This window comes from Myxococcales bacterium, from assembly GCA_016703425.1.
GTDB lineage: Bacteria > Myxococcota_A > Polyangia > Polyangiales > Polyangiaceae > JADJCA01.
This window is the reverse complement of sequence record JADJCA010000011.1, coordinates 232506-258652: the sequence shown is the minus strand read 5'-3', so window position 1 is coordinate 258652 and position 26147 is coordinate 232506. Positions and strand designations below refer to the sequence as shown.

Genomic DNA, 26147 nt, shown 5'->3' with positions numbered 1-26147 from the left:
TCTCATCAAGCTGTCGGACGGAGCCGACAGCGTCTTCGCGCGCTCATTCGTCGTCGTCGGCGGAGCCGCTGCCGGCGGAGAAGAGCTCCTTGCAGTCGGTGAGCGAATACCACTTGTTCAAGGGACCCATGTTCACCTTGTAGGTCGCCCCATAACGCGGATGAACGGCGAGGATGCCCTTTGCGTCGGCCTTCGCTCCGGCGGCCTTGAGAACCTTGCCTAGCTCGCTGCTGGGGCAGCTCGGCGTTGGCGTGGCCTGCACGAACTTCCAAGGCTTCTTCTTCACGTCCCAGCGATCTTTGAAGACGATGCGCTCGCTGTTGAAGGCGAACTTCTTCACTGAATCTTGGCGCCCCTTCTCGGTGAAGGCCGCGACGCGCGACGGAGAGAAAAACTCGACCTGCGCGTTGCCCGATGTGAGGTCAACGGTGCCGTCGACACGGAGGCCGTTGACGGAGAGCGCTCGGAATTGAGCGTCGGAGCGCCAGCCCTTCGCGAGCTTGGTGGCGGCCGTGAGGATCGCCTCGGGCGTCGCCCTCGCGGGATCGATGCCGAAGTCTTTCGCGTTGGCCGTTCCTTTGGGCTGGAACAAGCTGCCTTTCAAGAACGCGAAGGCGACGCTCCCGGCACCCACGAGGAGCACGACCAAGACGACCCCAAGGATCGGAAGCACGCTGCTCTTGCGGCCAGCCCCCGGCACCTGACCCATGGCGTTTACGAACATCGCGGCGGCGGGGTTCACCGGCATGCCCGGGCCCATCCCGCCCGCCATACCCGGCGCCCCGTAGGGGCCTGGGCCCGGTGGGGCCGCTCCAAATGGGGGACCGCCGTGCGCGCCCGGCGGACCATAGGCGTTGGGCGGCGCGCCTTGGGCATGCGAAGGGCCATACCCCTGCGCCGGGGCGCCCGCCGGCGGAGCTCCGCATCGTGCGCATGCCGCACCGGCCCAAGTCGGTGCACCGCAGCGAGAGCAAGCCATCGCGTTCTGACTCATCGCGGCGATCATGGCCCGAGGACCGCCGATGGATCACAAAATCGACGCCCATCTAGGGCCGCGGCGGCGCGTATCGGTGCAGGTGGCGCGGCCCCCGCGCAAGGCCGTCCGGAGGTACGTTCAGCCTCCGTCGAAGCTCGCTCACATCGAGCTCCAGCAGCGCTTCGTATTCGGCTTCCGTCCGGGCCAAGTCAAAGAGGGTCTTGCCGCGCATCCCGCGGAACGCGGCCCACGCGCGGCGCGGCGCCGCGGCGGCGCCGGCGAAAGCGCCGAGCGCCACGATGCCGCCCACGTACCACCCGAGCGCTCGAATGTGCCTCAGCTCCCAGGCGGAGATCTCCCCCTCGCCGACGATGTCGGTTCCAAAGCCCGTGGCCACGTGGTGCAGGTCGTGGAGCATGATCGCGAAGCGATGCCGCGGCGTGTTTGGCACCGTGAAGCGAATCCCCATGAACGACGCTTCCGTCTTGGGTTCGTCGTAGCCGGCCACGGTGAAGCCGTTCTCCGCGAGGTACGCGTCGCGCGCCTCGCGAACCGTCGTTGATCGCGTCATCGCCCCTCGCAAGGCCCGCTCGGGTCGGGCCGCGACGGCAATTTAGAGCCAATCCCGCCCCCGACAAGGCGGGAACTTCGGCGCAAAGGCCCTGTCTGGTCAGCGTGGGACAGCCTTGGCTCCTCGGCCGCGCGCTCCTGGCCGCGCTCCTCCTAGGCGGCTGTGCACCGCGTGGCGCCACCGTGGTTCCGCCCATGGCACCGATCGGCTCCGCTCGGACCGACGCCGGACACACACCACCGCAGGCGTCGGCTAGCGCCTCGCCGGCGCCCTCCGCGAGCGCCGCAGAGGCAGCGACCATGCCCGCGGGCTCGCACGCGGAGCTCTTCGCCGAGGTGACCGCGCTTCGCGGCCTCGCCTTTCGTCGCCCCGTTGCGGTGGAGCTCCTCGGTCGCGTCGACTTCGTGCGCCGCGTGCGCGCGAGCACCGCGTCGTCGCCGCACCCGTCGCGTGCCCTCGTGGCCCGCGTCTTTGGGCTGGGCCCCACGCGCGCGGCTTCCGGCGGCGCCTCGCAAGAGCGCTACGTCGGACTCTACGACTTCGTCACCCACCGACTCATCGTCCGCGGCGACGCCGCGTCGGAAGGACGCTCCCGCTTCGACGGCATCGTCGCCCACGAGCTGGTTCACGCGCTGCAGGACCAACACTTCGGACTCATCGCCGATGGCGCGTCGCCCGACGAGGCTCTCGCCGCCGAGGCGCTCTACGAAGGGGACGCGGTCTTGCTTCGCGAACGGCTCGCCGCGCGTCGCGTTGGCGAGGCGGAGGGAACGTTCCTCGCCCGCGCACTCGGGGCCATCGACGCGCTGCCGGGCGCCACCGTCGCGCGCGCGGTGGGCGCTTCGCAACGCGTCCTCGGAGCCCCGAACGACGAGCGCGAGGAGGCCCTCTTTCCTTACTTAGCGGGCCTGCGCTTTGTGGCCCGCCTCTACGAGGTGGGCGGCACGGCGCGCATTGACGCCGCCTTTCGAGCGCCGCCGACGAGCACCATGGAAATCCTGCACCCGGAAGCCTTCCTGCGCGGTCACAAGCCGCGAGTGCTACCGGAGCCCCCAATCCCCGCTGGGCTCGTGCGCGAAGGAGGCGGTTCGTTGGGCGAGTTCCGGACTCAGCTCGTCGCATCACGGTGCCGGAAGCGCGCGACGCTCCTCGGTGGCCTCGTTGGCGAACGGTTCGTTGTCGGCTCCCCGTCGGTTCCAACGCCGCAAGCGAGCGTCCCGCACGCGCTCGCGTGGGCGTCGCTCTGGGAGACCGAGGAGCAGGCCGCAGCCTTTCGTCTCGCGCTCGCCGAGGCGCGGCGGTGTCTCCCCGGCGCCGCCACGCACGATGCGCTCGAACAACATGGCCGCGGCGTCGCCTTCGTTCGCGGCACGTTCCGCGACCGCGCGGCCTACGCAGAGGGCCTCGCGCGGGCTGCCCACTTGGGCGAGCCCCGCGCTAGGAGCGCAGCGCCAGCGATTCGATGAGCGCCAGCAACGATGCTGCCGTGAAAGGCTTATCGAGCCGCGGCGGATTGACGGTGCTGAGAAACTCCATGGCCACGGGAGTGACGGCGCCACCGGTGACGAACGCGACGCGCTCGAGCAGTGCAGGATGTGACGCGGCCACCGTCCGATACAGGTCGATGCCGCTCCGCCCCGGCATCATGAGGTCGCACAGCACGACGTCGACGCGGCGCTCCGCGAGCGTGGTCAGGGCCTCGTCGACCGTCGCGACGGCGATCACGTCGTGGTGGCTCTGCAGCACGCGCGCCATAGCTAACCGAACCATGTCGTCGTCGTCGACGACCAGGACGCGCCTCCTCGCGAGCGTCAGCGCCGCCGTGTCAGGCACTGCGTGAAGGCCCGCGGTGGGCACGGCTTCGGTCTTTTTGGGGGGGGGTAGCCGCACGGTGAACGTCGTTCCCTTGCCGACCACGCTCGTGACGTTCAGGGTGCCGCCGCACGCTGTGACGATGCCGTGACAGATGGACAAACCAAGGCCTAGACCTGCACCGGCGCGCTTCGTCGTGAAGAACGGCTCGAAGATTCGGGCCCGCTCGGCCTCTGGAATCCCGTCGCCGTTGTCGCTGACGGCGATCACGGCGAAGCCCTCCGCGTCGGTGTACGAGCGCAGGCCAATGAGGCCGAGGCGAGCGGGGGCGGCGACGATGGCGTCCGCCGCGTTGGTGAGGAGGTTGACGAAGACCTGTCGGAGCCGGCTCGCGTTGCCTTGAACCCGCGGAATCGCATCAAGCTCACGCATGACCTTGGCGCGGTGTCCCCACCGGTGTGTCGTGATGACGACGGCCCACTCCAGGACCTCATCGAGATCGACGAGGGTGTCGTTTTCTTCGCGGCGACTGAAGCTGCGCAGGCCCCCGACGATGGTTGCGATGCGCTGGGCCCCGCCCTTCGCCTCACGAAGCCACTGTGTCAATTCTTCCGAGGCGTCGGTCGTGTTGTCGAGCTCGCGGATGCTGTCGTCGAGGTTCGCGAGGATGAACGTCAGCGGGTTGTTGATCTCGTGGGCGATGCCGGCCGCGAGCACGCCGAGCGACGTCATCCGCGCGGCGAACTCGAGCTCGCGCTGGAGCTTCATGGCCTCGGTCATGTCCCGGAAAACCAGGACGCTCCCCACACAGAGCTCGCCGTCGAGGATTGGCGCGGCGCTCCCGCACACGGGGCGCTCGCCGCCGTCGAGCCGCGTGAGCACGGCCGCGTCGAGTTGAGCCTTCGTTCGCGTGTCGAGGACCTGTCCGACGGGCGACGGGATGGCGAGGCCGGATGCCTGAGACTTGAGCGAAAAGAGCGCCTCCGCGTTCTTGCCCGCGACGTCTCGCGCGGTCGCTCCGAGAAGCTCCTCGGCGGCGGGGTTGACCGAAGTCACCCGTCCGGTTCCGTCCGTGAGGAGCACGGCCTCTCCGATGGAGCGCAAGGTCGTCGCGAGAATTCGCTCGCGATTCCGGAGTTCGAGGACTCCCTGGTGCCGCGCCACGGCAATGCGGACGCTGCTCACGAGATCGACCTGCTTGAAGGGCTTCAGCAGGTACCCAAACGGGTTGGTCCTGCGCGCCCGCGCCGTCGTATCCGAATCACCGTGCGCCGTTAGGTAGACGATCGGCACGTCGAACTGCTCTTGGAGCAGAGCGGCGGTGCCGATGCCATCAAGGAGACCGCGAATGTGGATGTCCATCAGCACCACGTCGGGGCGCTTGTCGGCGGCCTGCGCGACGGCCTCCGTGGACGAGTCGGCGATGCCCGTCACCTCGCAGGTCTCCGCGAGGCACTGCGCGATGTCCATTGCCACGAGGCCCTCGTCTTCCACGATAAGGACGCGTGGGCGCTCGATGTTCGCCCTCACGGGTGCACCGGGACGTCGAAGGAGATCTCGGTGCCCCCCTCTCTCTTGACTCGAAGCGAGGAGCCGAGCTGACGAATGAGCGTCGCGACAATCATCATTCCCATGTTTCCCCCAGTCGTCGGATCGAGTCCGTCGGGTAGGCCGACGCCGTTGTCTCTCACGGTGAGCGTTAGCGGGCCCGCGTCGTTCGGGTGCGTGGCCACGATGCGAACGCAACCGTTCCGCTGCCCAATCCCGTGCTTCACGGCGTTGGTGACCAGCTCGTTCACGATGAGGCCGCACGGCACAGCGACGTCGAGCGGGACCATCACGCCCTCCGCGTCGACGGTGATCTCGGTGCGCCCGGCCCCGAGGCCCCCGAGGTTGGTGGTTAGTCGCCTTAGGTAGTCGGCGAAGTTGACGCGAGCCAGATCGACGGCGCCGTAAAGGCTCTCGTGGATCATGGCGATGGAATGGATGCGATCGCGAACCTGGAGGAGCCTGTCCTTCAGCTGCTCGTCGCTCGTGGCCGCTTGGAGGTTCAACAGGCTCGAGATGACCTGCAGGTTGTTCTTCACCCGATGATGAACCTCGCGAAGGAGCGTCTCCTTCTCCTTCAGCGAGGCCTCGAGGGCCGCCGCCGCGAGCTTTCGCTCGCTGACGTTGACGATGCTGCTGAGGACGTAGCGACGCCCCTCCATGGTCACGGGGTTCAAACGGATCTCGAGGGGAATTTCCTCGCCGTTCTTGGCGACGCCGTAGAGGTCGCGGCTCTCCGCCATGGCGCGGATGCGCGGGCTCTCCGCGTAGTCCTTGCGAAGCGCGGGGTGGCCCGCGCGAAACCGTGCCGGCACCAAGACCTCCAGCGGCAGGCCCACGAGATCGTCGCGTGAGTAGCCGAAGAGCCGCTCCGTCGCCTCGTTGACGAGCACGACGATGCCGTCTTCGTCGGCCATGAGCATTCCCGTAGGCGACGCCTCAAGAACGAGGCGGAACAGGTTGCTCGAAGCCCCCAACGGCATGCCGCGAGCGTATCCGCCGCTGCGTAGCGCGGCATCAAAGAAGACTAAGATGGTCCCCTTTTAAAGGAATCGAGGGCGCGTCGAGATTTGTTCAGCGGAGGATGGCGCCCGACGCTTGCGCCGTTCCTCCGGAGACGCCGCCCCACACGATGGTCTCCTTGCCGGTCCACACGGACGCCGCGCAGCGGCGCGCCGAGGGCGCTCCCTTGTTGGGAAGCACGCTCCAAACACCGGTTTGTGGGTTGTAGGCTGCGCCGTCGCCGAAGGTCTCGGCGCCGAGCGTCCCACCCCAAACGACGGCTTCTCGCCCGGTCCACACGAGCGAGACGCCGGCGCGAGGCTTGAGCGGCGAAGGCTTGAGCGCCGCGGACCACTTCTGGGTGGTCGGATCAAAGACCACTGCCTCGTAGGCCGCAGCGGCCGTCGACGGATCAACGGAGTCGGCGCCGCCCCAAAAGAGCGCCTTGTCCCCCATCATCGTGCCCGCGACCATCGAGCGGGCCTCGGGTGCGGTCGGAGCCGCAGCCCATTGATTGCTCGTTGGGTCGTAGGTTTGTGCGAGGCCGAACACGATGGAGGGGAAGTTCCCTCCGTAGACGAACATCTTCGTGCCGGTCCACACGGCCGCGTGACCAAAACGTGCAAAGTACAACCCGTCGACGACGGGGGCGTTGGCGTTCTGAGTCCAAGAGCCCTTGTCGGGATCGTACGTGTAGCCTTCGTAGTACCAACAGAACGGCGAGCAACCGGCGGTGACTTGTCGGCCGCCCCACTGAATGAGCTTCGAGCCGGTCCAAACGGCCGACGCCTCGACGCGACCCGGCGGCATGTTGTTCGACGGAAGCGAGGACCACGTGTCGGTCACGGGGTCGTAGGCCGTGACGAGCGTGCGGCTGTGGGAGCCACCCACCACGAGCATCTTCGAGCCGGTCCACACGGCTGAAGGGCACTCGGCGTCGGCGGGCGCGCCAACCGTGCTCATGGGCGACCAAGACGCCTTGGCCATGTCGCGGGGGGTTGGTTCTGCGGGCGCGTTGGGGCCGACCAGAGGCGGCGCTGTTGGCAAGGGCGTCGGCGACCCGGGCGCCGCCCCGACCCCGCTGGTCGTGTCGCTCGCGCCGGCGCTGGCGCCGGGGTTCGGCGCGCCGCCGCCTTGGCCCGGAACGAGCGGCGGAACGTCCGGGGCCGGCGTCTCGGCAGAGCAGGCCAAGAGCGCGAACGACGCGAGCAACGCGAGCAAGGACGGGAGCGCGGACGAACGGGGCATCGATCCTCCAGGGGGCAGAGGATCGTGCACGCTGCAACACAAGTGCCTCACGCCCGTCTCGCCCAACACCATGAGGTCGCGTCGTGGCGTAACGGGCTCAGCGAAAAAGGGTGACGCAGGTGGCACGCGCCCGAGGCCGCCACCCCATCGGTGGATCGCCTCAAGCTCGTGCGCGCCGTGGCTACATCGTGCCCAATTGCTGCAAGGAGCCTGGATTTGTCCGCGGCCCGCGGCCCGTTACTTCTTCGCGGCGGGTTTCGCCGGAGCTTTGGCCGGCGCGGGCTTGTCGGCTTTGTCGGTCGCGGGCTTCACCTTCACGAACTTCAGGGTCATCCGGTCGCTCTCGCCGATGGCGACGTACTTCGCCCGGTCCTGCTCCTTCAGTCGAAGCGTCGGCGGGAGCGTCCAGACGCCCTCCGGGTAGTCCTTGGTGTCGTTCTTGTTCGCGTTGAGCTCTGACTTCTTCTCGAGCTTGAAGCCCGCCGCTTCCGTTTGCTCGATGACCCACTTCTCCGGCATGTAGCCCTTCTTCGCGCTCTCGTCGGGGTTCGCGCCCTCGAGGGCGCGGTGCTCCTCGATGCCGAGGACGCCGCCCGGCTTCAGCGCACGGTGGATTTCGGAGAGCCATGCGCCGTAGGTGCCGCCGCCCTTCATGCCGTGCACGCCGCGCATGATGAGGACCATGTCGACGGTGCCGTCGGCCGCGAGCTTCGGCGCTTTTCCGTCGACGACCATCGTCTGCACCTTGCCGTAGAGCTCCGGCGCCTTCTCCAAGAAGCTCTTGAACCGCTGGCCGTAGAAGGTGCCACGCGCGTCCGCGGGACCGTTCGGGTCGGCGGAGGTGCCGATGTACTTTCCACCCTTTGCGAGCACGGGCGCCAAGAGCTCGGTGTACCAACCTTCGCCGGGGCCGACGTCGATGACGGTCATGGTGGGTTTGAGGCCGAAGAACTCGAGCGTCTCCAGCGGGTGTCGCGACTTGTCGCGTTCGGCGGCGCCGGGCTTGCGGTGGTGGCCCGCCATCGCTGCCGTGAGGGCCGCTTTGAGGTTGGGGAAGCTCTTGTCCGCGAGGGCCTTTGCCTCAGCGTGAAGCTCCGCGTTCCAACGCGCGAGCTCGAGCTTGTGGTCCTCTTCCCACTTGGCGCGATCTTCTTTGAGCTGGCGCGCGTCGTCAGCCTTCTTCTTCTCTTCAGCCGTGGGCTCGGGCGCCTTGACGGGCACCGGTGCGGCGGCAACGGGCGGCGTGGTCGCGACGGGCGGCGGTGGTGGCGGCGCCACTGGCGTCGCCTCGGCGGCACCGCAAGCGAGGACCAAGAGGGCAACGGGCGCGAGGAACAGTCGGTTCATGCGACCGTCGTAGCCGCGGACGGGGCGGCATTCAACGGGCAACGCGCCTTAGTCGACGACGAGGATCGCGTCGTGGAAGATCGTTGGTGTCAGCAAGTCCGCCTCTTCTTCGTTCATGTCGTCGAGGAGGCGCGTGGCGAAGGCCGCGGCCCGTTCGGCGAGCTGCGTCCGATCGTCGAGCTTGCCGATGCTGGCAAAGATGTCCTTCAGCATCGCCCGTTGCGTTGCGTGCTCTTCGTCGAGCCGTTCCACGCGCGCGGGGCCCCACGGCTCGACGCGCTCGAGCGTCGGCACGAGGACCGCTTCTTCGGAGCGCAGGTGCTCTCCGAAGACCAAGACGAGGGCTCGCACGGCGAGTTTGAGCGACTCCTCGTCGTCGCGCGAGGCCACGGTACGCGAGAGCGTGAGCACCTCGGCCAAGAGTTCGCGAAGCTCCCGGTGCTCGGCCAGGATGCGCTCGCGGATCTCCGCAGCCGTCCGCGGAGACCCGACGCTCGACGGGCTAGCCCCTCCTCTTTCGCTCTCCGCGCCCACTCGCTCAGTGTACGTCGGCGACAACGCGGAATCGACGCGTCCCGAGGCGCGCGCGAATTTGGCGCGACGCACCTCCGGGCGAGCACGATCTGCGCGGTCCCGCTCGGCACGCTGGGCCTATTGTCGCTGGAACACGGCGACCCCGCGACGCGCTCCCGTCAGCGACCCCGGACCGAAGACGAACGCGAGGACGATGCGCTCCAGGTTCGGACCGGCGAAGGTGATGCGACTTGCCGTCGAGGTGCACGTGCCGGAGGGACACGCGCCGGCGTCGGTCGAGACGACCATTCCGGGCGCCGCGAAGTAGAAGCCAGCGTCGCCGGAGGTGTACGGCGTGCCAGCGTCGCCGACATTGCTCGAGCCGCCATTGCCAACGAGGTCGAAGGAGCCGTCGTCCATCGTCAGGCTGAGCGAGAAGCCGACGACGGTGCCGGCGGCACCGCCAAAGGTCGCCGTGAGGCTCCCGGCGGTGACGTTGCCGACGGGCTTTGAGCCGTCACCGATCGTGGGCTTGGTCGAGCCAACGAGCGTGTAGGTTGCGCTGCCGGTCGCTGGAAACGCGGGCTTCACACGCGCGAGGCCGTAGTGTTGCGCCTCCGTCGCCGAGAGCGTCTTCACGCCGCCGTCATCGTAGAACGGTCCGCCGACGGTGCCGCTGTGCCAGCGTCCCGCGTTGGCGAAGCCGTCGGCGAAGACGTCGCCGACGCTGGCCGTGAGGACGACAGGCGCTTCGTTGGCGCTGAACGTGTACCCGCGCAATTCGCCGGCGCCGTTCAGCGTCGCGGTGACGACGCGGTTGTCGATACCGTTGAACTTGCCCGAGTAGACGAGTCCGAAGGGACCACCGGTGGCGGTCGCACTGTCGGGGGCGGCGTCCGCGCTTGGCGTCGCGTCGAGTCCGCCGGCGTCGCCGCTGCCACCGTCGTTCGCCGTCGAGCCGTCGCTCGCGCTTGAGGAGTCCGCCCCCGTGGGCGCGTCGCCGCTGGTTGACGCATCGGTCGCGGCCGCTGGCGAAGGCGTGGTCTCGTCGTCGGAGCAGCCAGACGCGGCGGCGACGGCAACCGACGAGGCGAGGAGAAGGCTGGACGCGAACAAGGAGCGGGGAGTGCGCATCGCGAGAGGCTAGCGGGCCCCGATAGGGCGGGGATCACATCTTTGGGTGTCGTTCAACGTGAGCGACGACCAACCAACGAGGAAGCCCCGCGAGGGCGGGGCAGCCCTTGCTATTCGAAGCGCGAGCAGAACATCGGGACCCTCTTCTCCATGACGACGTCGGTGGCGCGGAGGCCGCACGTCCACTGAAGCTCCGCGTTGGGGACGCGTTCGGCGTCGGCGCGCACCGCCGCTCGATCCTTCGGCTCAACGCTCAGGTGCGTGGCGAGGGGGAGACCGCTTAGCGCGAGCGGCGACCCAATCTGCATGTTGAAGTCGAGCTCCGCCCGGGTCGACAGGTCGACGTCGCGGACGCGGTTGTTCCGGCCGTCCTCCATGCCGAGTCGGTCTTTCTCTCGGATGGCCACGGGCCGCATGCTCCAGTAGCGCTCGCCGAAGGCGGCGCGGAGCTCGTTCTCCGGGCCGCTCAGCGCCCAGCGCTCGTGGTGGCCAACGAACGACAGCGGGCTCTTGTTGGCCTCGGTCACGTTGAGCTCCGCCGTCGCTTCGACGCTGCACAGCTCACCCGGCGTGGCGCTACACGAATGCAACTTCAAGCGGGTGCCGGGCCCATAGGTCAAAGGGGCGCGGCCGCTCTCGGTGACGAGCACGTAGTTTCGACCGTTCGCTTGCGGCGCGCTGACACACTGAAGCCGCGGGCGCGCGTAGGTGACGTCAACGGAGGTCACGTCATCCATCCAGTACGCGACGCTCGCGTCGCCAAAGTTGCCTTGCCCGTAGGGGCGACCCGCGAGGAGCTTGCCGTAACGAATCCGTACCCAATCGCCGTGGTAGATCTTCTTTCCCAAGAGCGTCATCGCTAGCGGATCCGAGTACGGCGGCGTCTTCCGGACGGCCGATGGCGCGACCATGGCGCCCTGATCGAGCATAGGCAGCGGCGCGTTGTAGCGACCCGTGAAGACCGTCTTGGCGAGCGCCCGGTCGTGCTCCTGCGAGATGAGCAGCCCGTAGAGTGGGCACACGGCTTCGCCGGGAGGGCAAAGCTTGCGGTGGAGCTCGGGATCGGGCGCGTCCTCGCTCGGGCTGACGTTCCGGCTTCGCACGAAGGCGTAGCTCTCGACGGTGCCACCTGCTTCGAGGGCGCCCTCGTCGGCGTCGACCTGAGCGTCGTCAGCGCCGCCGCACGCCAACAGCGCGCAACCAAGGAGGAGCGGCACCGCGCGGGGAGAGGGGAAGTGATTCGAGCCTGATCGACCTGCAAAGCGCATGCGCCGGGCGCTGCATCGCGTGTGCCCGCGGTCGAGTGGCCGGGAGCGCCGCAACTCCGCGGAAACGCGCCCCGCCGATGGGCTGATGAGAACCCAACAGCGGTCCATCGGGTGGGGGAGTCCTGAGACCGTCGGCGACCGGCGCGCGTGGCCGCCGCCATGAGGCGTTCGCATCCTGCGAAGGCTTCGCAGGTTGCCAGCGCTCTCGCTGCAGAGGGGCTGTAACCAAGCGAGTCATGGCTTCTCGAGCGTTGTTCTTGCGCGTCCTTGGGGCCACGCCGGCGTCGCGGCACGCGTCGTGCGTGCCGTCCCCCATGTCACGTGGTCGTGTCGCCCGTCTCTTCTGGAAAAATCGGAGGTCTCGCATGAGCAGGTACGCCGCCGTTTGGCTCGATCACAAGGAAGCGCGCATCTTTCACATCCACATGGACGGCGTCGACGAGGCCGTGGTCGTGGCCGCGTTGCCGAACCTGCATCACAAGCACCCTCGTGGCGCGGACGGAGACAAGGAGCATCCCGACGACGTGAAGCGGTTCTTCCGTGACGTGGGGCGGGGCCTCGATGGCGCCGAGGAGATCCTCGTCGTCGGACCGGGCTCCGCGAAGCTCGAGTTTCTGAGGTACGTGCATCGGCACGATCACGCCCTCGAGCCCAAGATCATCGGCATGGAGACGTCCGACCATCCGACGGACAAGCAGCTCGCTGCGTACGCGAAGACGTCGTTTGGCCTCCAAACGCGGTTGCACTGAGAACGGGAGACACGAGCCCTACGCGGCACAGCGAATGCTTTGGAACGGAACATGTTCAACAATTCATCGAGTGGGTCGGTTGCGTGGGGCGTGGCGATGTCGTTCGCCGTCGTAGCGGGTTGTGCGAGCCCGAAAGCGGTGGTGCCGGTCGTGGAGGCGCCGGTCTTCACGTCGGCGAAGCTCGTGGTCCCGCCGAAGGTTGAGCCGGTCTCGCCGAACCTCAACGTCTCGGAGGAGATCGCCAGAGTGTGCAATCTGCACTTCAACGATGTCGGCACGGCGCCGAAGTTCGCCTTCGACGAGAGCGTCCTCGCCTCGCAAGACGGCGACGTGCTCTCTCAGATCGCGACGTGTGTCACGACGGGCCCGCTCCAAGGGCGTCGTCTCACGCTGGTGGGCCGCGCCGATCCGCGCGGCGAAGTTGAATACAACATGGCGCTAGGCGAGCGTCGCGCGAGCAGCGTGCGCGACTACCTGGGGCGCCTCGGCGTTCCCGACGGGAGCCTTCTCGAGACGTCCCGCGGCAAGCTCGACGCCACGGGCACCGATGAGATGGGCTGGATGATGGATCGAAGGGTCGACGTGCTCTTGCAGTGAGCGTGTCGGGCTGAGTTGCCTCAAGGGAAGTGCACGGGAAGGGACTTGAACCCCCACGCCTTGCGGCGGCGGAACCTAAAGCCCTCGGAGGACGACGCATCGGGAGTCGACGCTAACGATATCCGGAAGATGGCCAACCGTGTTGCCGTCGGTAGCGAGCTGCCGGTCGGTGAGCAGCCGCAAAGCGCAGCCACGTTCGGGGACCGCGTCGAGGAGGGTCTCGCGAGGGCGCTCGAAGCAGCGACGGCGGCGGGTCGCTTCGATGTCGTCGCACAAGTGGCCGAGGAGCTCAAGGCAAGGAGGCTCGCGCGCGAAGGCGTGGCCGACCTCGCGACGGCGAGGCGAAAGGGGCGGTCGGGATAGGCGGCGTGGTCCGCCTTCGGCGCCTCTCCGTGGAGGGACGTCGACGGCGGCCTACGACGCCGCAGAAAGCGATCCGACCATGAAGACCAGTACGACCTGCGCGCTCGAACTCGAGACCGTTGCCCTCGAGGCGCCCATTTCGCTGAGGCGGGCCGTCTCCTATTCGGGGGGATGTCGCCGGCGCGTTTGCCGAAGTCGAGAGCCTCGTCGACGCCATCGGCGCCGTGCACGAGTCCGAGAACGTCAACGATGGCACGGTGGCCGACCTCGTCCTCCTCACCCAATCGAAGCTGAAGCTCCTTCTCGCCGCGCACGAAGCCATCGCGGGCGCCCTCGGGGCCCGTGTCGCCGAGCTCGAGGCGGACCCCGCGGTGCGCGGGGTGATGCGTGAGCGCCGCGCTTTCTCTTGTGTGGAGCGATACCATTCCCGGTGCGGGGGCAAGGGCGATGGCGAAAGAGCGGAAGGCGCGCGAGGTGACTTCCAAGCGAGCCGCGTCGAGCGCGGGCTCGACGCCCGTGGAGGAACGCGCGAAGCGCGAGGGCGTGGCGTCCGACGAGGCGGCGCGCCGCACAACCGTCGAACTCCTTCGGGCCGGCGAGATCGCCCGAATGCTGCCCAGCCTTCGACGATGGCTCGAAGACCTCGAGGCTCGCGTGGATGGGCCGATCGACACCCTGCCCGCTCTCGAGGAGCTTGAGCGCGTTCGTAGCGTCCACGCGATCTTGGTTCCGCCCGCGCGAACGGCGTCTCACGCAGGTTCGGCAGCGGTTCCTCGAGGCGGTTCGGCAATCTCACCGGGATGGCGTGCACGACGAGGAACGGGCCGCGAGAGCTGTGCTGAACCACATCGGCGCGGGGGGGCCTTTTCTCGAGGAGGCCCGCAAGATCGGGCTGGAAGCGATCCGCCGCGTGTTGCGCGTGAAGGTTCGGCGTGGCCGGCCACCGAGGCGATCGGGAGCCCTCGACGGGGTGCCCTCGGCCGCTGGCGAAATCGAACGCGCGATCATTGAAGTGATGGCTGAACGTCTCGAGATGCCGCGCACTACCCCGGCGGCGCTTCGGGTCGAGAAATCACGACGTCTCAAAAAGCGTTAGCAATGCCGGCCGCCGGCAAGCTGTTTTGATTCGAGCCGCATGGCGCCCACTGTGCTCGCCATGGGCACCGCCGACCGAATCGCAGTCCTCAAGCTCGCTGCCGCCGCGGACGTGGACCCACGCTCCGCCGCCAAAGCGCTCACCGAAGGCGCTCACGCTGTTCGCGGCCGGGCCGGCCAGAAGCTTGCCGCCGCGATGACCGAGCTCGGTCTCGCCCCTCCCGCCGGCCTGCCGCCCGCGAGTGAACGAGCGGCCTAAACCACAAACGCCGAAGGCGCCGGGACTCGACCCCCGACGCCTCCGAGCCCTCGACACCAACGAGGACCCATGAACTCTACATCGATACGGAATAACATCAAGGCTGCGGGCGCCGTGAGGCTCACGTGCGAGTGCACCGGTGCAATCGTGGCGGTCGTTGTCGGCGGCGCGCTGGCTTGCTCGAAGTGTGCGGCACCCTCGTCGCAGAGGTGACCCCGCCGCCCGAGCTCGTAGACCAGCATGCATCGCCTCTCGGCAAGTCGAAGCACCTTCGGCTCGTTCGCTCGGGCGAGCTGCCCGCGGTAAAAGCCGGCAAGCGGGTCCTTGTGCGTCGCGAGGACCTCGACGCTTGGCTCGCGGCCCATGCCGCCGAGCCTCAAGCGAAAGCGCCAGCGGCGCCAGCGAGTGGCCCGCGCGACGCCTTCGCCGACGTGCTCGCGGAGCTCGGGGCGACCAAGGTCGCGGGAGGCGGGCGATGAGGGTCGATGTCGCGTTCTTCGGGTTCGACATCCGCGCCGAACTGGCATCGCTCCGCGCCGCGTTCTTCGTGGTCGACGGTGAAGGGCACGTCGAGTTCGCCGACGCCATTGAGGAGCGCATAGCGCTCCTCGAGCGACGCCTCGACCTGTCCCGCGCGGTGGCCTCGACCGCGGAGGTCCGGTGATGCCCCACCTCCTTCGCGCCGTCGTCGTCGACACGCGCGAGCAAACGCCTTGGACGTTCGGCGACATCGTCGAGATCGTCCGCGTCGCGTTGCCCGCGGGCGACTACTCGACGCCCATCCTCGCGCCTCGCGCGGCAGTAGAGAGGAAGGCGCCCGCGGATTTCCTGGGAACGTTCTTTGACGCCGAGCGGCGTGACCGGCAGCTCGAGCGCCTCGCCTCTCTCGAGCGTCGGGCCATCATTGTCGAGGCGAAGCTCTCGGACCTCGTCGAGCTTCGCGGGCGCATTCATCCGAACGCGATTCTCGGGACCGTCGCCTCCCTCGTCGGTCGCCATGCGTGCCCCGTTCTCTTCGCCGAGAATCCCGAGGTCGCGGCTCGGCTGGCCTTCGGAATTCTCTCGCGCTGGGAAGAGCTCGAGCTCACGAAGAGCGGAGCCGCGGCATGAACTGGTTCGTCGCCGCGCTGCGTTACGCGCGTTTCGGCTTCTTCGTTCTCCCCGTCGAACCGGGCGGGAAGCGTCCGCTCCTGAAGCACGGCGTCAAGGACGCCACTCGGCTCGAGCCGCGCATCGAAGAGTGGGCGCGACGATGGCCGTCCGCGAATCTCGCGATAGCGGTCACGCCGCCCCTTGCCGTCCTCGACGTCGACCCTCGGAGCGGGGGCGACAAGACGCTCGCGCGCATCCTCGAGGCGCATGGCCCGCTCCCCGCAACCAAGACCGCGCGCACGGGCGGCGGCGGCGCGCATCACTTGTTTCTCATGCCAAGCGGCGTCGACTGCCGCGGCAAGCTCGGGCCGGGACTCGACTTCTTGCACGGCGCCGACGAGCAGGGGTTCGCGAGGCGCTACATCCTCGTTGCTCCGAGCGTGACCGCGGCAAGCTATGCGTGGGACTCGCCCCCTGGGACACCCATCGCCAAGGCGCCCGCCTGGCTTGTGGAGCTGGCCACTCGGCGCAGCGTCGAGCCGGCGCCGTGCGCCCCCGCATCGCCATCGTCGCCGGACGCGTTTGATCGGGCGCGCCGCTACCTCGAGAAGATTGCCCCCGCGATCTCGGGCGCCAACGGGCACGCCCATACGTTCGTCGTCGCCCAACGTCTCGTGAGGGGATTCGGGCTTTCCGACGGAGAGTCGCTGGAGCTTCTCCGTAATTGGAACAAGTCGTGCTCCCCGCCGTGGTCCGAGCACGAGCTTCGGCGAAAGGTTCGGCAAGCGCGCGAGCGCGGGACGATGCCGCACGGCGCCCTCCTCGAGGGGAGGCGCGCGTCATGAGTCGGCTCACCATCGAAGGCACCGACCTCCGCAACGCTGAACGCTTCGTGGAGCTCCACGGGGCCGACGTTCGTCACGTCGCGAAGTGGTCGCGCTGGCTCGTCTATGACGGCCGCCGGTGGCGACTCGACGAGACCGACGCGGCGCTACGACTCGCGGCCGACACCGCGCGCACCATGGCCAGTGACGCGCGCGGCGCTGTCACGGCGGCGATGGCCGAACTCGAGCAGGTCGGCCGCGACGACGACAAGGCGAAGCGACGCGCTGAGAAGCGGCACCGCTCGGCCGAAGATGGTTGGAAGTGGGCGCTGAAGTCGCAGGCCGCTCCGCGCCTCCACGCGATGGTTGATCTCGCCCGCGCCGATGAGGCCGTGGCTGTCACGCACGACCGGCTCGACGCCGATCCGTGGCTCCTCAACGTGGCGAACGGAACCCTGGACCTACGCAGCGGCAAGCTCCGCGCCCACAGTCGCGACGACCTCATCACGAAGCTCTCACCGGTGGCCTACGACCCGAGAGCAAAGTGCCCGGCGTGGGATGCGTTTCTCGGGCGCGCGATGGGCGCCAACGCGGGAATGATCGCCTTCCTCCGGCGCATGGCGGGCTACGCCCTGACGGGCGTCATCCGCGAGCACGTTCTCGGCTTCCTGTTCGGTGGCGGCGCCAACGGCAAGTCGACGTACATCGCGACGACGCGCGCCATGATGGGCGACTACGCCGTCACGGCCCCGCGCGGGCTCCTTTTTCGCTCTCGAGGGGAGCGACACCCGACGGAGCTAACGGTGCTCTTCGGGGCGCGCTTCGTGGCCTGCGCCGAAATCGAAGAGGGCCGTGCCTTCGACGAGGGCCTCGTGAAGGACCTCACCGGGGGCGACGAAATCAGCGCTCGCCGCATGTCGGAAGACTTCTGGTCCTTCGCGCCTCACACAAGCTCTTCATCGCGGGCAACCATCGGCCGAGCGTTCGCGGCGACGATGAGGGGATCTGGCGGCGCATACGGCTCATCCCGTGGACCGTGACGATCCCCGCCGCCGAGCGCGATCCGCTCCTCGTAGACAAGCTGCGCGAGGAGCTGCCGGGCATCCTCGCGTGGGCTGTCCGCGGTTGTCTCGAGTGGCAGGCCAGTGGCCTCGGTGAGCCTCCCGAGGTGACCAAGGCGACGGCCGACTACCGCGACGAGAGCGACCTCGTGGGCGAGTTCTTCCGGCTCCGGTGCGTCTTCGGTGCACGCGGCGACGTTGAGACCCGCAAGCTACTTCGTGCAGTCTACACGGAGTGGTGCGAAGAGAACGGTTTCCGACCAGTGGACGCGAAGAAGTTCGCGGCAAAGCTCAGGGAACAAGGAGTCACCGACGCCACCAAGCGCGACGGCGCGAAGTTCCTGGACGCTTGGCGCGGAGTACGCCTCCTGTCGGAGGCCGAGCGGACCTCGGGGCTTCGAGCCGTTGGGGACGTGGGGTCCTGTGGTGACCATGTTCCGGTTAGTTCCCAAGACGAAGTTCCACATGATCGGCCTAACCGGGATCCGGACCTCACGCGTCCCCACACCCCCACGGAAGACGAGCCGGGCTTCTTCGACGACCTCCTCGTGGAAGGAGTCGCGCAATGAGCCCGGTGGCACAAGTCACGGGAGCCCCGGAATCTGGCTTCAGTAAACCCGTGCATTCTGCACTTGGCCTGCTCTGGCTCACGTTCGTGCCAAGCGGGGAGGGTCGTTTCAGCCGGATTCACCGGATGAGCAGTCCGCTGCGGCGTCGAGGAACCGAGGCTAGCCGGCTCACCGGCGGCCGCTTTGCGGCTGCTCCGGTGGCCTGCTCTTCCCCGGGCGACGAGCTTTCGAGCACTTACATGCGGTCCGGGCCTCCCCCGCGTCACCGCGACGGAGGGCAGCATGAACACCGATCCGGCGCCCTCACGGCGCCTCGAGAAAACAAGCTCGCAAAAGTCGACCCCCTCGCCAGGAACGCCGATCGCATGGCCGGAGGTACTCCGGGCCGTCCTGGCCGCCGAGACGCGTCTACGTGTCACGGAGCGCTACCGCGCCTCGGGGTTCACGCCCGCCGACTTCGGGACGAGGCGCCGCGCGCGGGAAGCCATGTCGGTCGCGCTCGCGCGGGTCGAGGATTGGCTCGAGCTCGAGAAGCCTGGGGCTGGCGACCGGTTCCGTCTCAAGGCCCTTCGCCAACGGCTCGAGAAGGAGCTTTGGCCGTGACCGCCGCCCGTTGCGCTGGTGTGGAGGCGCGACGATGACCACGGGTCCCCACCTGGCCGTCGCCCGTCTCGCTTCGCTCCGGCGGCAGCTCGCAGCCTTCATGCGACGCGGCGCCGCGGTCGAGACGCTCGCCTGCTACATCGACAGCGCCGAACCCGAGGGCGTTCGCGTGCTTCCCCGCGCTGAGTTCATCGGTTGGCTTCGTTCGGCCGGTTTCGACAGCTACGCCCGACATCTCGGCGCGCGCCGTCCGCGCTCGCTCCCCGTCTTCGTCGTCGCCGACGACGACGCGGGCCTTTGGTGGTTGCCCGTCGAGCGCATCGATGCGCGGAGGCATTGATGACACTTCGCACTGGCCACGGAAACGGAGCGGGCGTGCCCCGCATCGAGGTCTTGCCGCCCGACGAGCTTCCGGCGCCGGTGCCGGGTGTGCCGGAGCCGGTGCGTCGTCGCCGGGATGGCACGGTCGCCGATCCAGAGTCCGCCAAGCGCCTGGGCTCCCTGGGGGGCTTCAAGAAGGCCTACAAGGCGCGCCTCGTGGCTGGGCTTGGCCTCGCTGAGCTCGCCGCCGAGTCGGACTTCCGCCCGTTCCAGGTCGCCGCCGACGAGTTTTTTCGCAGCCACGTCGAAGCGCTCGCGCTTCAGGCCGGTGGCACATGTGGTCCGGGCCCGTCGACCATGGTGGCCAGCGCCGCCCTTCAGCTTGCGAGTTCGCGCTTCCTGTTCGCGCGCGGTGCGGTCAGCGGCGACGCGGCCACGCTTCAGACTGCGAGCCAGCTAGCGAACGCTAGCCGGCAGAACCTGTTGGCGGCTTACGAGCTCGCGGTGCGCGAGGCGCAGGCGCGCAAGGCCACGCACGGCGGTGCGCTCCCGCCATGGTTTGAGGCGACGAGTGGCGAAACGGAGGGGAAGCCGTGAAGGCCCGCCGCATCGCTTCGCTTGAGCGGTTCATTCCGCTTCTCTCGCCGCGCTACGTCGCGCCGACGCACCTTCGCCCGTTCCTCGAGGTCCTTGAGCGCGCCCTCGTCGAGCCCGTTCGCGCTGTCGTGTCGGTGCCTCCGCGCCACGCGAAGACGGAGTCTGTACTCCACGCGATCCCTTGGTGGCTCTTACAGCGGCCCGACGCCCAGATCGCGTATGTGAGCTATGCCCAGCGGCTCGCCGAGAAGAAGTCCCGCAAGGCCCGTGAGCTCGCCATCGCGGCACACGTCACCGTCTCCGAGGATTCCGCGTCCAAGCACGACTGGCGCACGGGCGTCGAGGACGGCGGGGTGTGGGCGACGAGCATTGGCGGCGGCATCACTGGCGAGGGCTTCGACGTCCTCCTCGTCGACGACCCGGTAAAGGACCGCGTCGAAGCGGAGAGCTCGCTCCGCCGTCAACAGACGCGCGAGTGGTTCGACGACGTCGCCTTCACCCGGCTCGAGCCCAACGGCTCCGCGATTGTCATTCAAACGCGGTGGCATCCCGACGACCTGGCCGGCTCTCTCATCCGCGACGGATGGGCGAACGTGTGCCTCCCCGCAATCGACGGTCATGGCCGTGCCCTCTGGCCCGAGCGGTTCTCTGTCGAGCGCCTTCGGGCCATCCAAGAGCAGATTGGCGCGTACGGATGGGCGTCGCTCTACCAGGGGCAGCCGATGCCCCGCGGCGGCGCCTTGTTCCAAGACGTTCACGTCTTCGACGCCGCGCCTCCGCGCGATGGCCTCGACGTGCGAATTGGCGTCGACCTCGCCTATTCGACGAAGACGCGGGCCGACTACTCCGTCGCCGTTGTCCTCGGCACGACGGGCCGCGGCCGCGACTCGCTTCACTTCGTGCTTGAGGTGCTTCGTCTGCAAGTGCGCGCTCCCGAGTTCATGGGCGCGCTCAAGGGCCTTCGCGATCGATGGGGCGGCGCGCGGGCTACGGCGTTCGTGAGTGGCACGGAGAAGGGGACCGTCGACATGATGCGAAGCCAAGGCCTCAGCATCGACGCCCGGCCTGCCATTGGGGACAAGTTCACCCGAGCCCAGCCCGTGGCCGCGAAGTGGAATGCGGGTCGCGTGCTCCTGCCGAACTCGGCCCCGTGGCTCGACGCGTTCGTGAGCGAGATCGTCTCGTTCACCGGGGCCGGCGACGTGCACGACGACCAGGTCGATGCGCTTGCCGGCGCGTTCGCCGCTTCCCCGGGTGCCTTCGCGTCGTCGCCGCTCCGTATGACCGGCATCGGCCAGGCCTTCAGTCAGTCCCTCCGTGGTGCTCACGACAAGTGGGGGCCGCTTCTGGCCATCGATGATGCTTCTGACGACGACCGCGATCACTCCCTCCGTTTCGTCGACGGAGAGGGCGGAACCAACGGAGGAGACCGATCCCTATGACCGACCGACGCTTCAACGTCGAGGGCACGGTCGTCGTCGACGCTCTCTTCATTCCCATCGTGCTCTCGCCGTCATCCGGCGACGACGGCCCCGCTTCACGCTCACCCGCTGGCCCACCCTCAAACCACTCGGCGCCCTTCGTGCCGACAGAAGAAAGAGCCCAAACCATGAACACCAACGACCGAACCACCTTCACCGCCGACGGCGTCGAAGTGCCTCCCGCCGCGACCCTGCGGCTCCTCGGCATGACGCGCGACGAGTTCATCGAGGTACAGCGGAAGCAGATCGCCGACGGCACGCTTCATCCGGTGCCGCTCGAGCGGCAGGTAGCAACGCTTCAGCGCGAAAGCGCGTCACCGGCGACGCGCGTCGTTCACCACGGCGCGCGCACCATCGACGTCCCCGACGAGGCGACGCTGAGGGTTCTCGGCCTGTCGGCCGACGTCTACGTCGCCACGCAAAAACGGATGATTGACGAAGGGGTGCTCTGATGGGAACTCCCGCCATGACCGCCGAGCAGGCTGCGCAGCGCGTTGGGCTCGTTCACGACGTGCTGAGGTCCGCCACCGGCGCGCGGACCGTTGGGGAAGGCCTCCGTCGTTTCGCCGTCCTCTGCCATCTCGCCACGTCACACGAGGATGCGGAAACGGAACGCGCCCTCGCGGACATGAAGGCCCCCCAAGTCAAGGAGCCCCGCTCATGAACGCGCTCACGCCGATCGCCAGAGAGAAGCGCCACGACGACGACGAGGCGAAGGTGCGCGAAGCACGCGCCGCGCTCGAGGGCGCGGAGACCGCCGCACGACAGGCCGCCAGCGAGGTCGACGCCGCACGCGCCGCGCTCGAGCGCGCAAGGGATGCCCACATGGCCGACCCAAAGGCCTGGACCAAGAACGTCGAGCCGCTCGAGCTCGAGCTCTCCCGTCTCGAGGCCATGGCGCGCTGGAAGCGTGCGGTTGTGGCGAAAGCAACTCGGGCGCTTGAACTCGCAACGGCAAACGCGAACGCTGCCGCGCTGGCCATCCTCGCGCCCCAAGTGACGGCGCAGGCGTTCGACGAGCTCGTCGCTGAGGATGTCCTCGAGGTCGCCGAGCTGTCCGACCGCCTCGCGGCGATACGCGCGAGGCTCTCGACGAAGGCACGCGTGTTTCATGCCATGGCTACGCGGGCGACGGAGCTTGGTGCCACCGACGCGCTCGACCTGCGAGCGTCATCGCGGGAGACGAACATCTCCGGCTTCGGCGCGCTCGAGGCGCTCGTCGCGCGTGCTCTCCACTTGAGTCAGCGCACCATCGCTGAGCTCGCCCACGCTCGAGGCGAGACGCCGCCTCCGCCCGGTGACCCGAACTTCATGCGGCTCGGGGCGTGGGTTCAGCCGCGCGAAGCCCCCGCCGTCGGGTTCTCGCAAGGGTTCGCGTGGCCGTGGGAGAGCGAGCCCACGGCGGCGTTCTTCTCGGCGGTCGTCGAGAGGCTCGCGCCAGTGACATTCAACAACGAGCCCCCCACGGCGGCGGAGTGAAGGGAGGTCGACGATGAATCCGACGCCGACCGACTTTGAACGATGGGAGCAAGCGCTTCGACCGAAGCTGTTCGCGATGATGGCGCTAGGGCACAGGCCGGCCAGTCTCGCCGTGCTTGTGCGAGAAGACTGCGAAGCGTCGGTCGTGCTCGCACGCGACCTGCTTCGGGAGCTGCGCGAGAAGTGGCCAGCGTTGGCTCAGCGGTACGAGAGCGCGAGGAGCGCCGCACGCCCCAGCTCCGTCGTGGGCCTCGTCGGGCTCGGTGACGAAGCGCTGATCTTCAACGTCGCGGAGGCGCGCAATGGCTGACACCCTCACCTTTGTCCTCGAGCTCCTCGACCGCGTGAGCGGCCCGGCCCGCAAGGCCACGGCCTCTCTCGACGGGTTGGATCGAGCGATGCGCCCCCTCCGCAACGCCCAAGGGCAATTCATGCCGGGCGCGGCGAAGGGCATCAAGGAACTAAATTCCGGCTCGGGCGAATTCCTCAAGAACGTCGCCGGCGGCCTCAAGTCGGTCGCCCTTGTTGCGGGCGCCGTCGCTGTCGGCGGCGCTGTGCTCGGCGCGAAGTTCGCGGCCGAGTCGCTCGCCTTCAAGGAGAACACGCTCGTCGGCTTCGAGGTCATGCTCGGCACCAAGGAAGCCGCGGCCGACATCTATAACAAGGCCGTCGACTTCGCCGCGGTGACACCCTTCGCGACGAAGGACGTCGTCGGGAACATCCAAAAGCTCCTCATCGCCGGCTTCAAGCAGGGCGAGGTGTTCGACGTCCTCAACGTCGTCGGCGACGTCGGCGTCCTCAAGGGTCAAGAGGGCATTGAGAGCGTCGTTCGCGCGCTCGGCCAAATCAAGGCGAAGGGCAAGCTCTCTGGCGAAGAGATGATGCAGCTCGCGGAGGCGGGCGTCTCGCAAAAGCTCGTTTATGACTCGCTCGGGAAGACGCTCGGGAAGACGCGGAACGAGCTCGACAAGCTACAGCAAGCCGGGAAGATCACGGCCGACCAAGGCGTCGGCGCCATCCTCGAGGCCATCACGGTCGGAATGAGCGGCGGGAACGCCGGCTCGCTTCAGGCGAAGATGGCCAAGACGATGACCGGCCTCACGTCGACGCTCGCGTCGAGGCCCTTCGAGCTCGTGACCGCCGCCAACTTCAAGGGCGGCGGGGGCATGAAGTTCCTCGAGGACCTCGGCAACGCCCTAAACCCAAAGAGCGACACGGGGGGCCGCGTCGTTCGCATCATCGAGACCATCGGCGACGCCATCACGCGCGCCTTCGGGAACCCCGACGCGACGAAGGGGCTGTCGCGCGTCCTCGACGTTCTCGAGCCGCTGTCGAAGATGGGGGCCGCCTTCATCGATGGGCTAGCCGCCGGCGGGAAGGGAGCGCTCGCAACCTTCGAGCGCTTCTCCGACATCCTCGCCATGTTGGGAATCAGCGGCACCGACCACCTCGACCGCCTCACACGCGGCTTCGAGAGCGTCGGCACTGTCGTCGGCCTCGTCTTCGGCGCGATTGTAGTCGGCGGCGCCGTGGTCGCGGCCGCTGCCGGTTGGGTCGTCGACCGCTGGCAAAAGTTCCTCGACTTCTGGCGGAGCCTCCCGCTCGAGCTCGGCATGTCCTGGGATCGTTTCGTGAAGGTCGGGACCGACATCGTCGAGGGCATTTGGCAAGGCTTGTCGTCGGCGTGGGCCGGCTTGCTCTCTCGCCTCGGAAGTCTGGTTGACCAGCTCCCGCCCGCGGTGAGGAGCGCCCTGGGAATCAAGACCGGACCAGGCGCGGCGGAGTTCGCGACCGGAGGCGCTGAGAGTTCCTTGCTCTCCCAGGTCCAGGCGGGAAGTGACGCGTTCAGCCTCGAGAACCTCGCGACGCGCCTCGATGCGGCCGACACGGCGCCGCGCGCCGTCTCCGCGTCCGCGCCACACGACCTCGGGAGGCCTTCCGGGGCTCGAAGCACCAACAACGTCACCGTCACGGTCAATGCCGATGGGCGGCGCGAGGGCGAGAGCGCGGAGAGCTACGGCCGCCGACTCGGCCGAAGTCTCGGCGAAGAGTTCGCGTCCGCACTTGAGGGATCAGCGTTGGAGGCAGGTCATGCGTAACAACTCACTCGTCACCCTCAACGGCGCCCGTGTGGTGCGCGCTCGCCTCGTCGTGCCCCTCGAGGGCGCGTGGTGGGCCGACGTCGAGGTCGAGGGCTCCGACGCGTCCGTCGTCGCCGGAGCCGTGTCGCTCGAGTGGGAAGGCGTTGGCACGTTCCGCGGCGCCGCGCGCCGTGGCGCGTCGTTTGCCGGCACCGTCGAGGCTCGCATCGTCGGCGGTGGCGGCGGCATGCCGAAGGTCCTCGCCGCTCGACACTATCGCCGCGTCTCCGCGCGCACGGTCGCGAATGACATCGCAACGGAGGCAGGCGAGACACTCGACCCCGCGAGCGACGTCGACGTCGAGCTCGAGCACTGGACCCGCGAGGGCTCGCACGCCGCCCTCGCGCTCTCCTCGCTCGCCCGCTCCCTCGGCCTCGCGTGGCGCATGACCCCGGCGGGATCGCTCCTGCTCAAGGCCCCGACGTGGCCCGACGCCGGCCTCGTCGACCTCGACATCCTCAACCGCGACAGCGCGACCGGGCGCGTCGAGGTGCGGCGATGGGCCCTCCCGGGCACGACGGTCGCCGGCGAGCGCGTCGCTCGAGCGACGGCCTCGGTCGGAGACCAGGGGACCGCGATGGTCCTCGAGGTCGGCGACCGCGCGACCCTCGACGCCCTCATCCGTCGGGCGGTCTCACACGTCGACTATTTCGGCACCTACGCCGCGACCGTCATCCTCCAAGCGGCCGACGGGACGCTCGAGCTCGACCTCGAGGACCCCCGCTTTCCGGACCTCGCCGGCGTCCCGATTGACTTCGGCACCCCGGGCACGACCGCGAAGGTGCCTCGAGGGACGCGCGTCGGTGTCACCTGGAAGAATGGCGACCCCGCCAAGCCTCGCGTTGTTTCGTTCGACGCCGCCGGCGGCGTGACTGAGCTATCGCTCGGCGGCGGCCTCCAAGCGGTCGCGCGCGTTGGCGATGTCGTGTCGTGCACCATCCCGCCCGGGACGCCGTTCTCGGGGGTTTCACCAACGGCGGGCGCATTCGAGAGCGTGCTTCTCGCGCCCGTTCCGATCACCGGCGTCATCCTCACCGGCGCGTCGAAGGTGAGGGCGTGAGCGACGGTGCTCAGCAAGGCGCCACTGAACCCCCGTAGAGCATGCGGGCGGGGCATACTACGCCGAACGTGCGTGTTCCCTCCGGAGCGCATATCTTCCCGCCCGAGGAGACCCCGTGGCCGACCGGATAAACATCCAGGAGTTCAAGCCGATCTACCCTGCCGACCCGCGCGACTTGCCCGAGGTCCACTCGAACCATGTGGCGCTGTCGGCGTCGGATGACGAGGTTTACCTCGACTTCTGCTCCGTGCAGCCGCAAGCCATCCGTGAGGAGGGCGGCAAGCAAGTGCTACCTGCGCTCGTGAGGACGCGGGTCATCATGGGCAAAGGGCAGGCCCTCCAACTCGTGGCGATGGTCATGGATCTTGTTCAGCCAAGCCCAACCTCAGGGAGGATTCAGTGAGCGAACACGCCTACGACCGTCGACAGACGCAAGG

The 26147-nt window shown here is 68.3% G+C and carries 32 protein-coding genes; 23 read left to right on the top strand and 9 right to left on the bottom strand.

The genetic code is table 11. The annotated features are described in order from the left end of the window. Window positions 1-43 precede the first annotated feature (43 nt). Both IPG50_21870 and IPG50_21865 read right to left on the bottom strand, forming a co-directional pair. A complete protein-coding gene (locus tag IPG50_21870) occupies window positions 44-760 on the bottom strand; it encodes a hypothetical protein (protein MBK6694831.1) in 717 nt (238 codons plus the stop codon). A 286-nt stretch (window positions 761-1046) separates the two neighbouring features. Next, window positions 1047-1547 carry a hypothetical protein gene (locus tag IPG50_21865; protein MBK6694830.1) on the bottom strand — a complete coding sequence of 167 codons (501 nt, stop codon included), beginning with the start codon at window positions 1545-1547 and terminating at the stop codon, window positions 1047-1049. Window positions 1548-1846: 299 nt separating this feature from the next. On the opposite strand from IPG50_21865, the gene IPG50_21860 reads away from it, so the two are divergent. After that, a complete protein-coding gene (locus IPG50_21860; protein ID MBK6694829.1) occupies window positions 1847-3013 on the top strand; it encodes a hypothetical protein in 1167 nt (388 codons plus the stop codon). On the opposite strand, the gene IPG50_21855 is transcribed toward IPG50_21860, so the two are convergent. The 7 genes from IPG50_21855 to IPG50_21825 form a co-directional block, all read right to left on the bottom strand. Beyond that, complete coding sequence (locus tag IPG50_21855) at window positions 2985-4889, bottom strand: response regulator (GenBank protein MBK6694828.1); 1905 nt, start codon at window positions 4887-4889, stop codon at window positions 2985-2987. The genes IPG50_21860 and IPG50_21855 overlap by 29 nt on opposite strands. Next, window positions 4886-5890, bottom strand: coding sequence for a PAS domain S-box protein (locus IPG50_21850; GenBank protein MBK6694827.1), 1005 nt, complete (start codon window positions 5888-5890; stop codon window positions 4886-4888). The genes IPG50_21855 and IPG50_21850 overlap by 4 nt, the downstream gene beginning before the upstream one ends. Before the next feature lie 91 nt (window positions 5891-5981). After that, a complete protein-coding gene (locus IPG50_21845) occupies window positions 5982-7157 on the bottom strand; it encodes a hypothetical protein (GenBank protein MBK6694826.1) in 1176 nt (391 codons plus the stop codon). A gap of 237 nt (window positions 7158-7394) precedes the next feature. Then, complete coding sequence (locus IPG50_21840; protein MBK6694825.1) at window positions 7395-8504, bottom strand: class I SAM-dependent methyltransferase; 1110 nt, start codon at window positions 8502-8504, stop codon at window positions 7395-7397. A gap of 48 nt (window positions 8505-8552) precedes the next feature. Next, window positions 8553-9038 (bottom strand): hemerythrin domain-containing protein, encoded by a 486-nt coding sequence (locus IPG50_21835; protein MBK6694824.1) that lies wholly within the window; start codon window positions 9036-9038, stop codon window positions 8553-8555. Window positions 9039-9155: 117 nt separating this feature from the next. Then, complete coding sequence (locus IPG50_21830) at window positions 9156-10151, bottom strand: hypothetical protein (GenBank protein ID MBK6694823.1); 996 nt, start codon at window positions 10149-10151, stop codon at window positions 9156-9158. A gap of 110 nt (window positions 10152-10261) precedes the next feature. Next, a complete protein-coding gene (locus IPG50_21825) occupies window positions 10262-11368 on the bottom strand; it encodes a hypothetical protein (GenBank protein ID MBK6694822.1) in 1107 nt (368 codons plus the stop codon). 416 nt (window positions 11369-11784) lie between these two features. Here IPG50_21825 and IPG50_21820 point away from each other — a divergent pair, with 416 nt between their 5' ends. The 22 genes from IPG50_21820 to IPG50_21715 all read left to right on the top strand — a co-directional run bounded on the left by IPG50_21820 (window position 11785) and on the right by IPG50_21715 (window position 26113). Continuing rightward, complete coding sequence (locus IPG50_21820; protein ID MBK6694821.1) at window positions 11785-12168, top strand: translational machinery protein; 384 nt, start codon at window positions 11785-11787, stop codon at window positions 12166-12168. Window positions 12169-12264: 96 nt separating this feature from the next. Beyond that, complete coding sequence (locus IPG50_21815) at window positions 12265-12765, top strand: OmpA family protein (protein ID MBK6694820.1); 501 nt, start codon at window positions 12265-12267, stop codon at window positions 12763-12765. Window positions 12766-12894: 129 nt separating this feature from the next. Then, a complete protein-coding gene (locus tag IPG50_21810) occupies window positions 12895-13128 on the top strand; it encodes a hypothetical protein (protein ID MBK6694819.1) in 234 nt (77 codons plus the stop codon). A gap of 805 nt (window positions 13129-13933) precedes the next feature. Next, window positions 13934-14224 (top strand): hypothetical protein, encoded by a 291-nt coding sequence (locus IPG50_21805; protein ID MBK6694818.1) that lies wholly within the window; start codon window positions 13934-13936, stop codon window positions 14222-14224. A 39-nt stretch (window positions 14225-14263) separates the two neighbouring features. Beyond that, complete coding sequence (locus IPG50_21800; GenBank protein MBK6694817.1) at window positions 14264-14482, top strand: hypothetical protein; 219 nt, start codon at window positions 14264-14266, stop codon at window positions 14480-14482. A 176-nt stretch (window positions 14483-14658) separates the two neighbouring features. Continuing rightward, the gene (locus IPG50_21795; protein ID MBK6694816.1) at window positions 14659-14961 is read left to right on the top strand and encodes a helix-turn-helix domain-containing protein; all 303 of its coding nucleotides are present in this window, start codon (window positions 14659-14661) and stop codon (window positions 14959-14961) included. Further along, window positions 14958-15146, top strand: a complete 189-nt coding sequence (locus tag IPG50_21790; GenBank protein MBK6694815.1) for a hypothetical protein — start codon at window positions 14958-14960, stop codon at window positions 15144-15146. Before IPG50_21795 ends, IPG50_21790 begins: the two co-directional genes overlap by 4 nt. Next, window positions 15146-15592 carry a hypothetical protein gene (locus IPG50_21785; protein MBK6694814.1) on the top strand — a complete coding sequence of 149 codons (447 nt, stop codon included), beginning with the start codon at window positions 15146-15148 and terminating at the stop codon, window positions 15590-15592. Before IPG50_21790 ends, IPG50_21785 begins: the two co-directional genes overlap by 1 nt. Further along, on the top strand, window positions 15589-16419 hold the full coding sequence (locus tag IPG50_21780; GenBank protein ID MBK6694813.1) for a bifunctional DNA primase/polymerase: 831 nt from the start codon (window positions 15589-15591) through the stop codon (window positions 16417-16419). The genes IPG50_21785 and IPG50_21780 overlap by 4 nt, the downstream gene beginning before the upstream one ends. Further along, window positions 16416-17438 carry a hypothetical protein gene (locus IPG50_21775; GenBank protein MBK6694812.1) on the top strand — a complete coding sequence of 341 codons (1023 nt, stop codon included), beginning with the start codon at window positions 16416-16418 and terminating at the stop codon, window positions 17436-17438. Before IPG50_21780 ends, IPG50_21775 begins: the two co-directional genes overlap by 4 nt. Then, a complete protein-coding gene (locus IPG50_21770) occupies window positions 17435-18028 on the top strand; it encodes a hypothetical protein (protein ID MBK6694811.1) in 594 nt (197 codons plus the stop codon). The genes IPG50_21775 and IPG50_21770 overlap by 4 nt, the downstream gene beginning before the upstream one ends. A gap of 282 nt (window positions 18029-18310) precedes the next feature. Then, a complete protein-coding gene (locus tag IPG50_21765) occupies window positions 18311-18631 on the top strand; it encodes a hypothetical protein (GenBank protein ID MBK6694810.1) in 321 nt (106 codons plus the stop codon). Window positions 18632-18665: 34 nt separating this feature from the next. Next, entirely contained in the window at window positions 18666-18971 is a 306-nt protein-coding gene (locus IPG50_21760) for a hypothetical protein (protein ID MBK6694809.1), read from the top strand. Next, window positions 18971-19549, top strand: a complete 579-nt coding sequence (locus IPG50_21755; protein ID MBK6694808.1) for a hypothetical protein — start codon at window positions 18971-18973, stop codon at window positions 19547-19549. The genes IPG50_21760 and IPG50_21755 overlap by 1 nt, the downstream gene beginning before the upstream one ends. Then, window positions 19546-20991: a phage terminase large subunit gene (gene terL, locus IPG50_21750; protein ID MBK6694807.1), complete on the top strand. Its 1446-nt coding sequence runs from the start codon at window positions 19546-19548 to the stop codon at window positions 20989-20991. The genes IPG50_21755 and terL overlap by 4 nt, the downstream gene beginning before the upstream one ends. Further along, a complete protein-coding gene (locus tag IPG50_21745) occupies window positions 20988-21482 on the top strand; it encodes a hypothetical protein (protein MBK6694806.1) in 495 nt (164 codons plus the stop codon). The genes terL and IPG50_21745 overlap by 4 nt, the downstream gene beginning before the upstream one ends. Beyond that, on the top strand, window positions 21482-21694 hold the full coding sequence (locus IPG50_21740) for a hypothetical protein (protein ID MBK6694805.1): 213 nt from the start codon (window positions 21482-21484) through the stop codon (window positions 21692-21694). The genes IPG50_21745 and IPG50_21740 overlap by 1 nt, the downstream gene beginning before the upstream one ends. Next, window positions 21691-22509 carry a hypothetical protein gene (locus tag IPG50_21735; GenBank protein MBK6694804.1) on the top strand — a complete coding sequence of 273 codons (819 nt, stop codon included), beginning with the start codon at window positions 21691-21693 and terminating at the stop codon, window positions 22507-22509. Before IPG50_21740 ends, IPG50_21735 begins: the two co-directional genes overlap by 4 nt. 13 nt (window positions 22510-22522) lie before the next feature. Further along, window positions 22523-22819 carry a hypothetical protein gene (locus IPG50_21730; GenBank protein ID MBK6694803.1) on the top strand — a complete coding sequence of 99 codons (297 nt, stop codon included), beginning with the start codon at window positions 22523-22525 and terminating at the stop codon, window positions 22817-22819. Further along, complete coding sequence (locus tag IPG50_21725; GenBank protein MBK6694802.1) at window positions 22812-24608, top strand: tape measure protein; 1797 nt, start codon at window positions 22812-22814, stop codon at window positions 24606-24608. The genes IPG50_21730 and IPG50_21725 overlap by 8 nt, the downstream gene beginning before the upstream one ends. After that, window positions 24601-25710, top strand: a complete 1110-nt coding sequence (locus IPG50_21720; protein MBK6694801.1) for a hypothetical protein — start codon at window positions 24601-24603, stop codon at window positions 25708-25710. Before IPG50_21725 ends, IPG50_21720 begins: the two co-directional genes overlap by 8 nt. Window positions 25711-25825: 115 nt before the next feature. Further along, entirely contained in the window at window positions 25826-26113 is a 288-nt protein-coding gene (locus IPG50_21715) for a hypothetical protein (protein ID MBK6694800.1), read from the top strand. The last annotated feature ends 34 nt before the right edge of the window (window positions 26114-26147 follow it).

What these genes read in the sequence shown, in the direction of transcription:
- IPG50_21775 (MBK6694812.1), top strand. Translation starts at nt 16,416, where the DNA reads ATGAGTCGGCTCACCATCGAAGGCACCGACCTCCGCAACGCTGAACGC.
- IPG50_21845 (MBK6694826.1), bottom strand. Translation starts at nt 7,157, where the DNA reads ATGCCCCGTTCGTCCGCGCTCCCGTCCTTGCTCGCGTTGCTCGCGTCG.
- IPG50_21740 (MBK6694805.1), top strand. Translation starts at nt 21,482, where the DNA reads ATGGGAACTCCCGCCATGACCGCCGAGCAGGCTGCGCAGCGCGTTGGG.
- IPG50_21840 (MBK6694825.1), bottom strand. Translation starts at nt 8,504, where the DNA reads ATGAACCGACTGTTCCTCGCGCCCGTTGCCCTCTTGGTCCTCGCTTGC.
- IPG50_21755 (MBK6694808.1), top strand. Translation starts at nt 18,971, where the DNA reads ATGACACTTCGCACTGGCCACGGAAACGGAGCGGGCGTGCCCCGCATC.
- IPG50_21815 (MBK6694820.1), top strand. Translation starts at nt 12,265, where the DNA reads ATGTCGTTCGCCGTCGTAGCGGGTTGTGCGAGCCCGAAAGCGGTGGTG.
- IPG50_21850 (MBK6694827.1), bottom strand. Translation starts at nt 5,890, where the DNA reads ATGCCGTTGGGGGCTTCGAGCAACCTGTTCCGCCTCGTTCTTGAGGCG.
- IPG50_21735 (MBK6694804.1), top strand. Translation starts at nt 21,691, where the DNA reads ATGAACGCGCTCACGCCGATCGCCAGAGAGAAGCGCCACGACGACGAC.
- IPG50_21720 (MBK6694801.1), top strand. Translation starts at nt 24,601, where the DNA reads ATGCGTAACAACTCACTCGTCACCCTCAACGGCGCCCGTGTGGTGCGC.
- IPG50_21725 (MBK6694802.1), top strand. Translation starts at nt 22,812, where the DNA reads ATGGCTGACACCCTCACCTTTGTCCTCGAGCTCCTCGACCGCGTGAGC.
- IPG50_21745 (MBK6694806.1), top strand. Translation starts at nt 20,988, where the DNA reads ATGACCGACCGACGCTTCAACGTCGAGGGCACGGTCGTCGTCGACGCT.
- IPG50_21870 (MBK6694831.1), bottom strand. Translation starts at nt 760, where the DNA reads ATGGGCCCGGGCATGCCGGTGAACCCCGCCGCCGCGATGTTCGTAAAC.
- IPG50_21800 (MBK6694817.1), top strand. Translation starts at nt 14,264, where the DNA reads ATGGCGCCCACTGTGCTCGCCATGGGCACCGCCGACCGAATCGCAGTC.
- IPG50_21865 (MBK6694830.1), bottom strand. Translation starts at nt 1,547, where the DNA reads ATGACGCGATCAACGACGGTTCGCGAGGCGCGCGACGCGTACCTCGCG.
- IPG50_21860 (MBK6694829.1), top strand. Translation starts at nt 1,847, where the DNA reads ATGCCCGCGGGCTCGCACGCGGAGCTCTTCGCCGAGGTGACCGCGCTT.
- IPG50_21760 (MBK6694809.1), top strand. Translation starts at nt 18,666, where the DNA reads ATGACCACGGGTCCCCACCTGGCCGTCGCCCGTCTCGCTTCGCTCCGG.
- IPG50_21820 (MBK6694821.1), top strand. Translation starts at nt 11,785, where the DNA reads ATGAGCAGGTACGCCGCCGTTTGGCTCGATCACAAGGAAGCGCGCATC.
- IPG50_21765 (MBK6694810.1), top strand. Translation starts at nt 18,311, where the DNA reads ATGAACACCGATCCGGCGCCCTCACGGCGCCTCGAGAAAACAAGCTCG.
- IPG50_21730 (MBK6694803.1), top strand. Translation starts at nt 22,523, where the DNA reads ATGAATCCGACGCCGACCGACTTTGAACGATGGGAGCAAGCGCTTCGA.
- IPG50_21810 (MBK6694819.1), top strand. Translation starts at nt 12,895, where the DNA reads ATGGCCAACCGTGTTGCCGTCGGTAGCGAGCTGCCGGTCGGTGAGCAG.
- IPG50_21780 (MBK6694813.1), top strand. Translation starts at nt 15,589, where the DNA reads ATGAACTGGTTCGTCGCCGCGCTGCGTTACGCGCGTTTCGGCTTCTTC.
- IPG50_21830 (MBK6694823.1), bottom strand. Translation starts at nt 10,151, where the DNA reads ATGCGCACTCCCCGCTCCTTGTTCGCGTCCAGCCTTCTCCTCGCCTCG.
- IPG50_21785 (MBK6694814.1), top strand. Translation starts at nt 15,146, where the DNA reads ATGCCCCACCTCCTTCGCGCCGTCGTCGTCGACACGCGCGAGCAAACG.
- IPG50_21790 (MBK6694815.1), top strand. Translation starts at nt 14,958, where the DNA reads ATGAGGGTCGATGTCGCGTTCTTCGGGTTCGACATCCGCGCCGAACTG.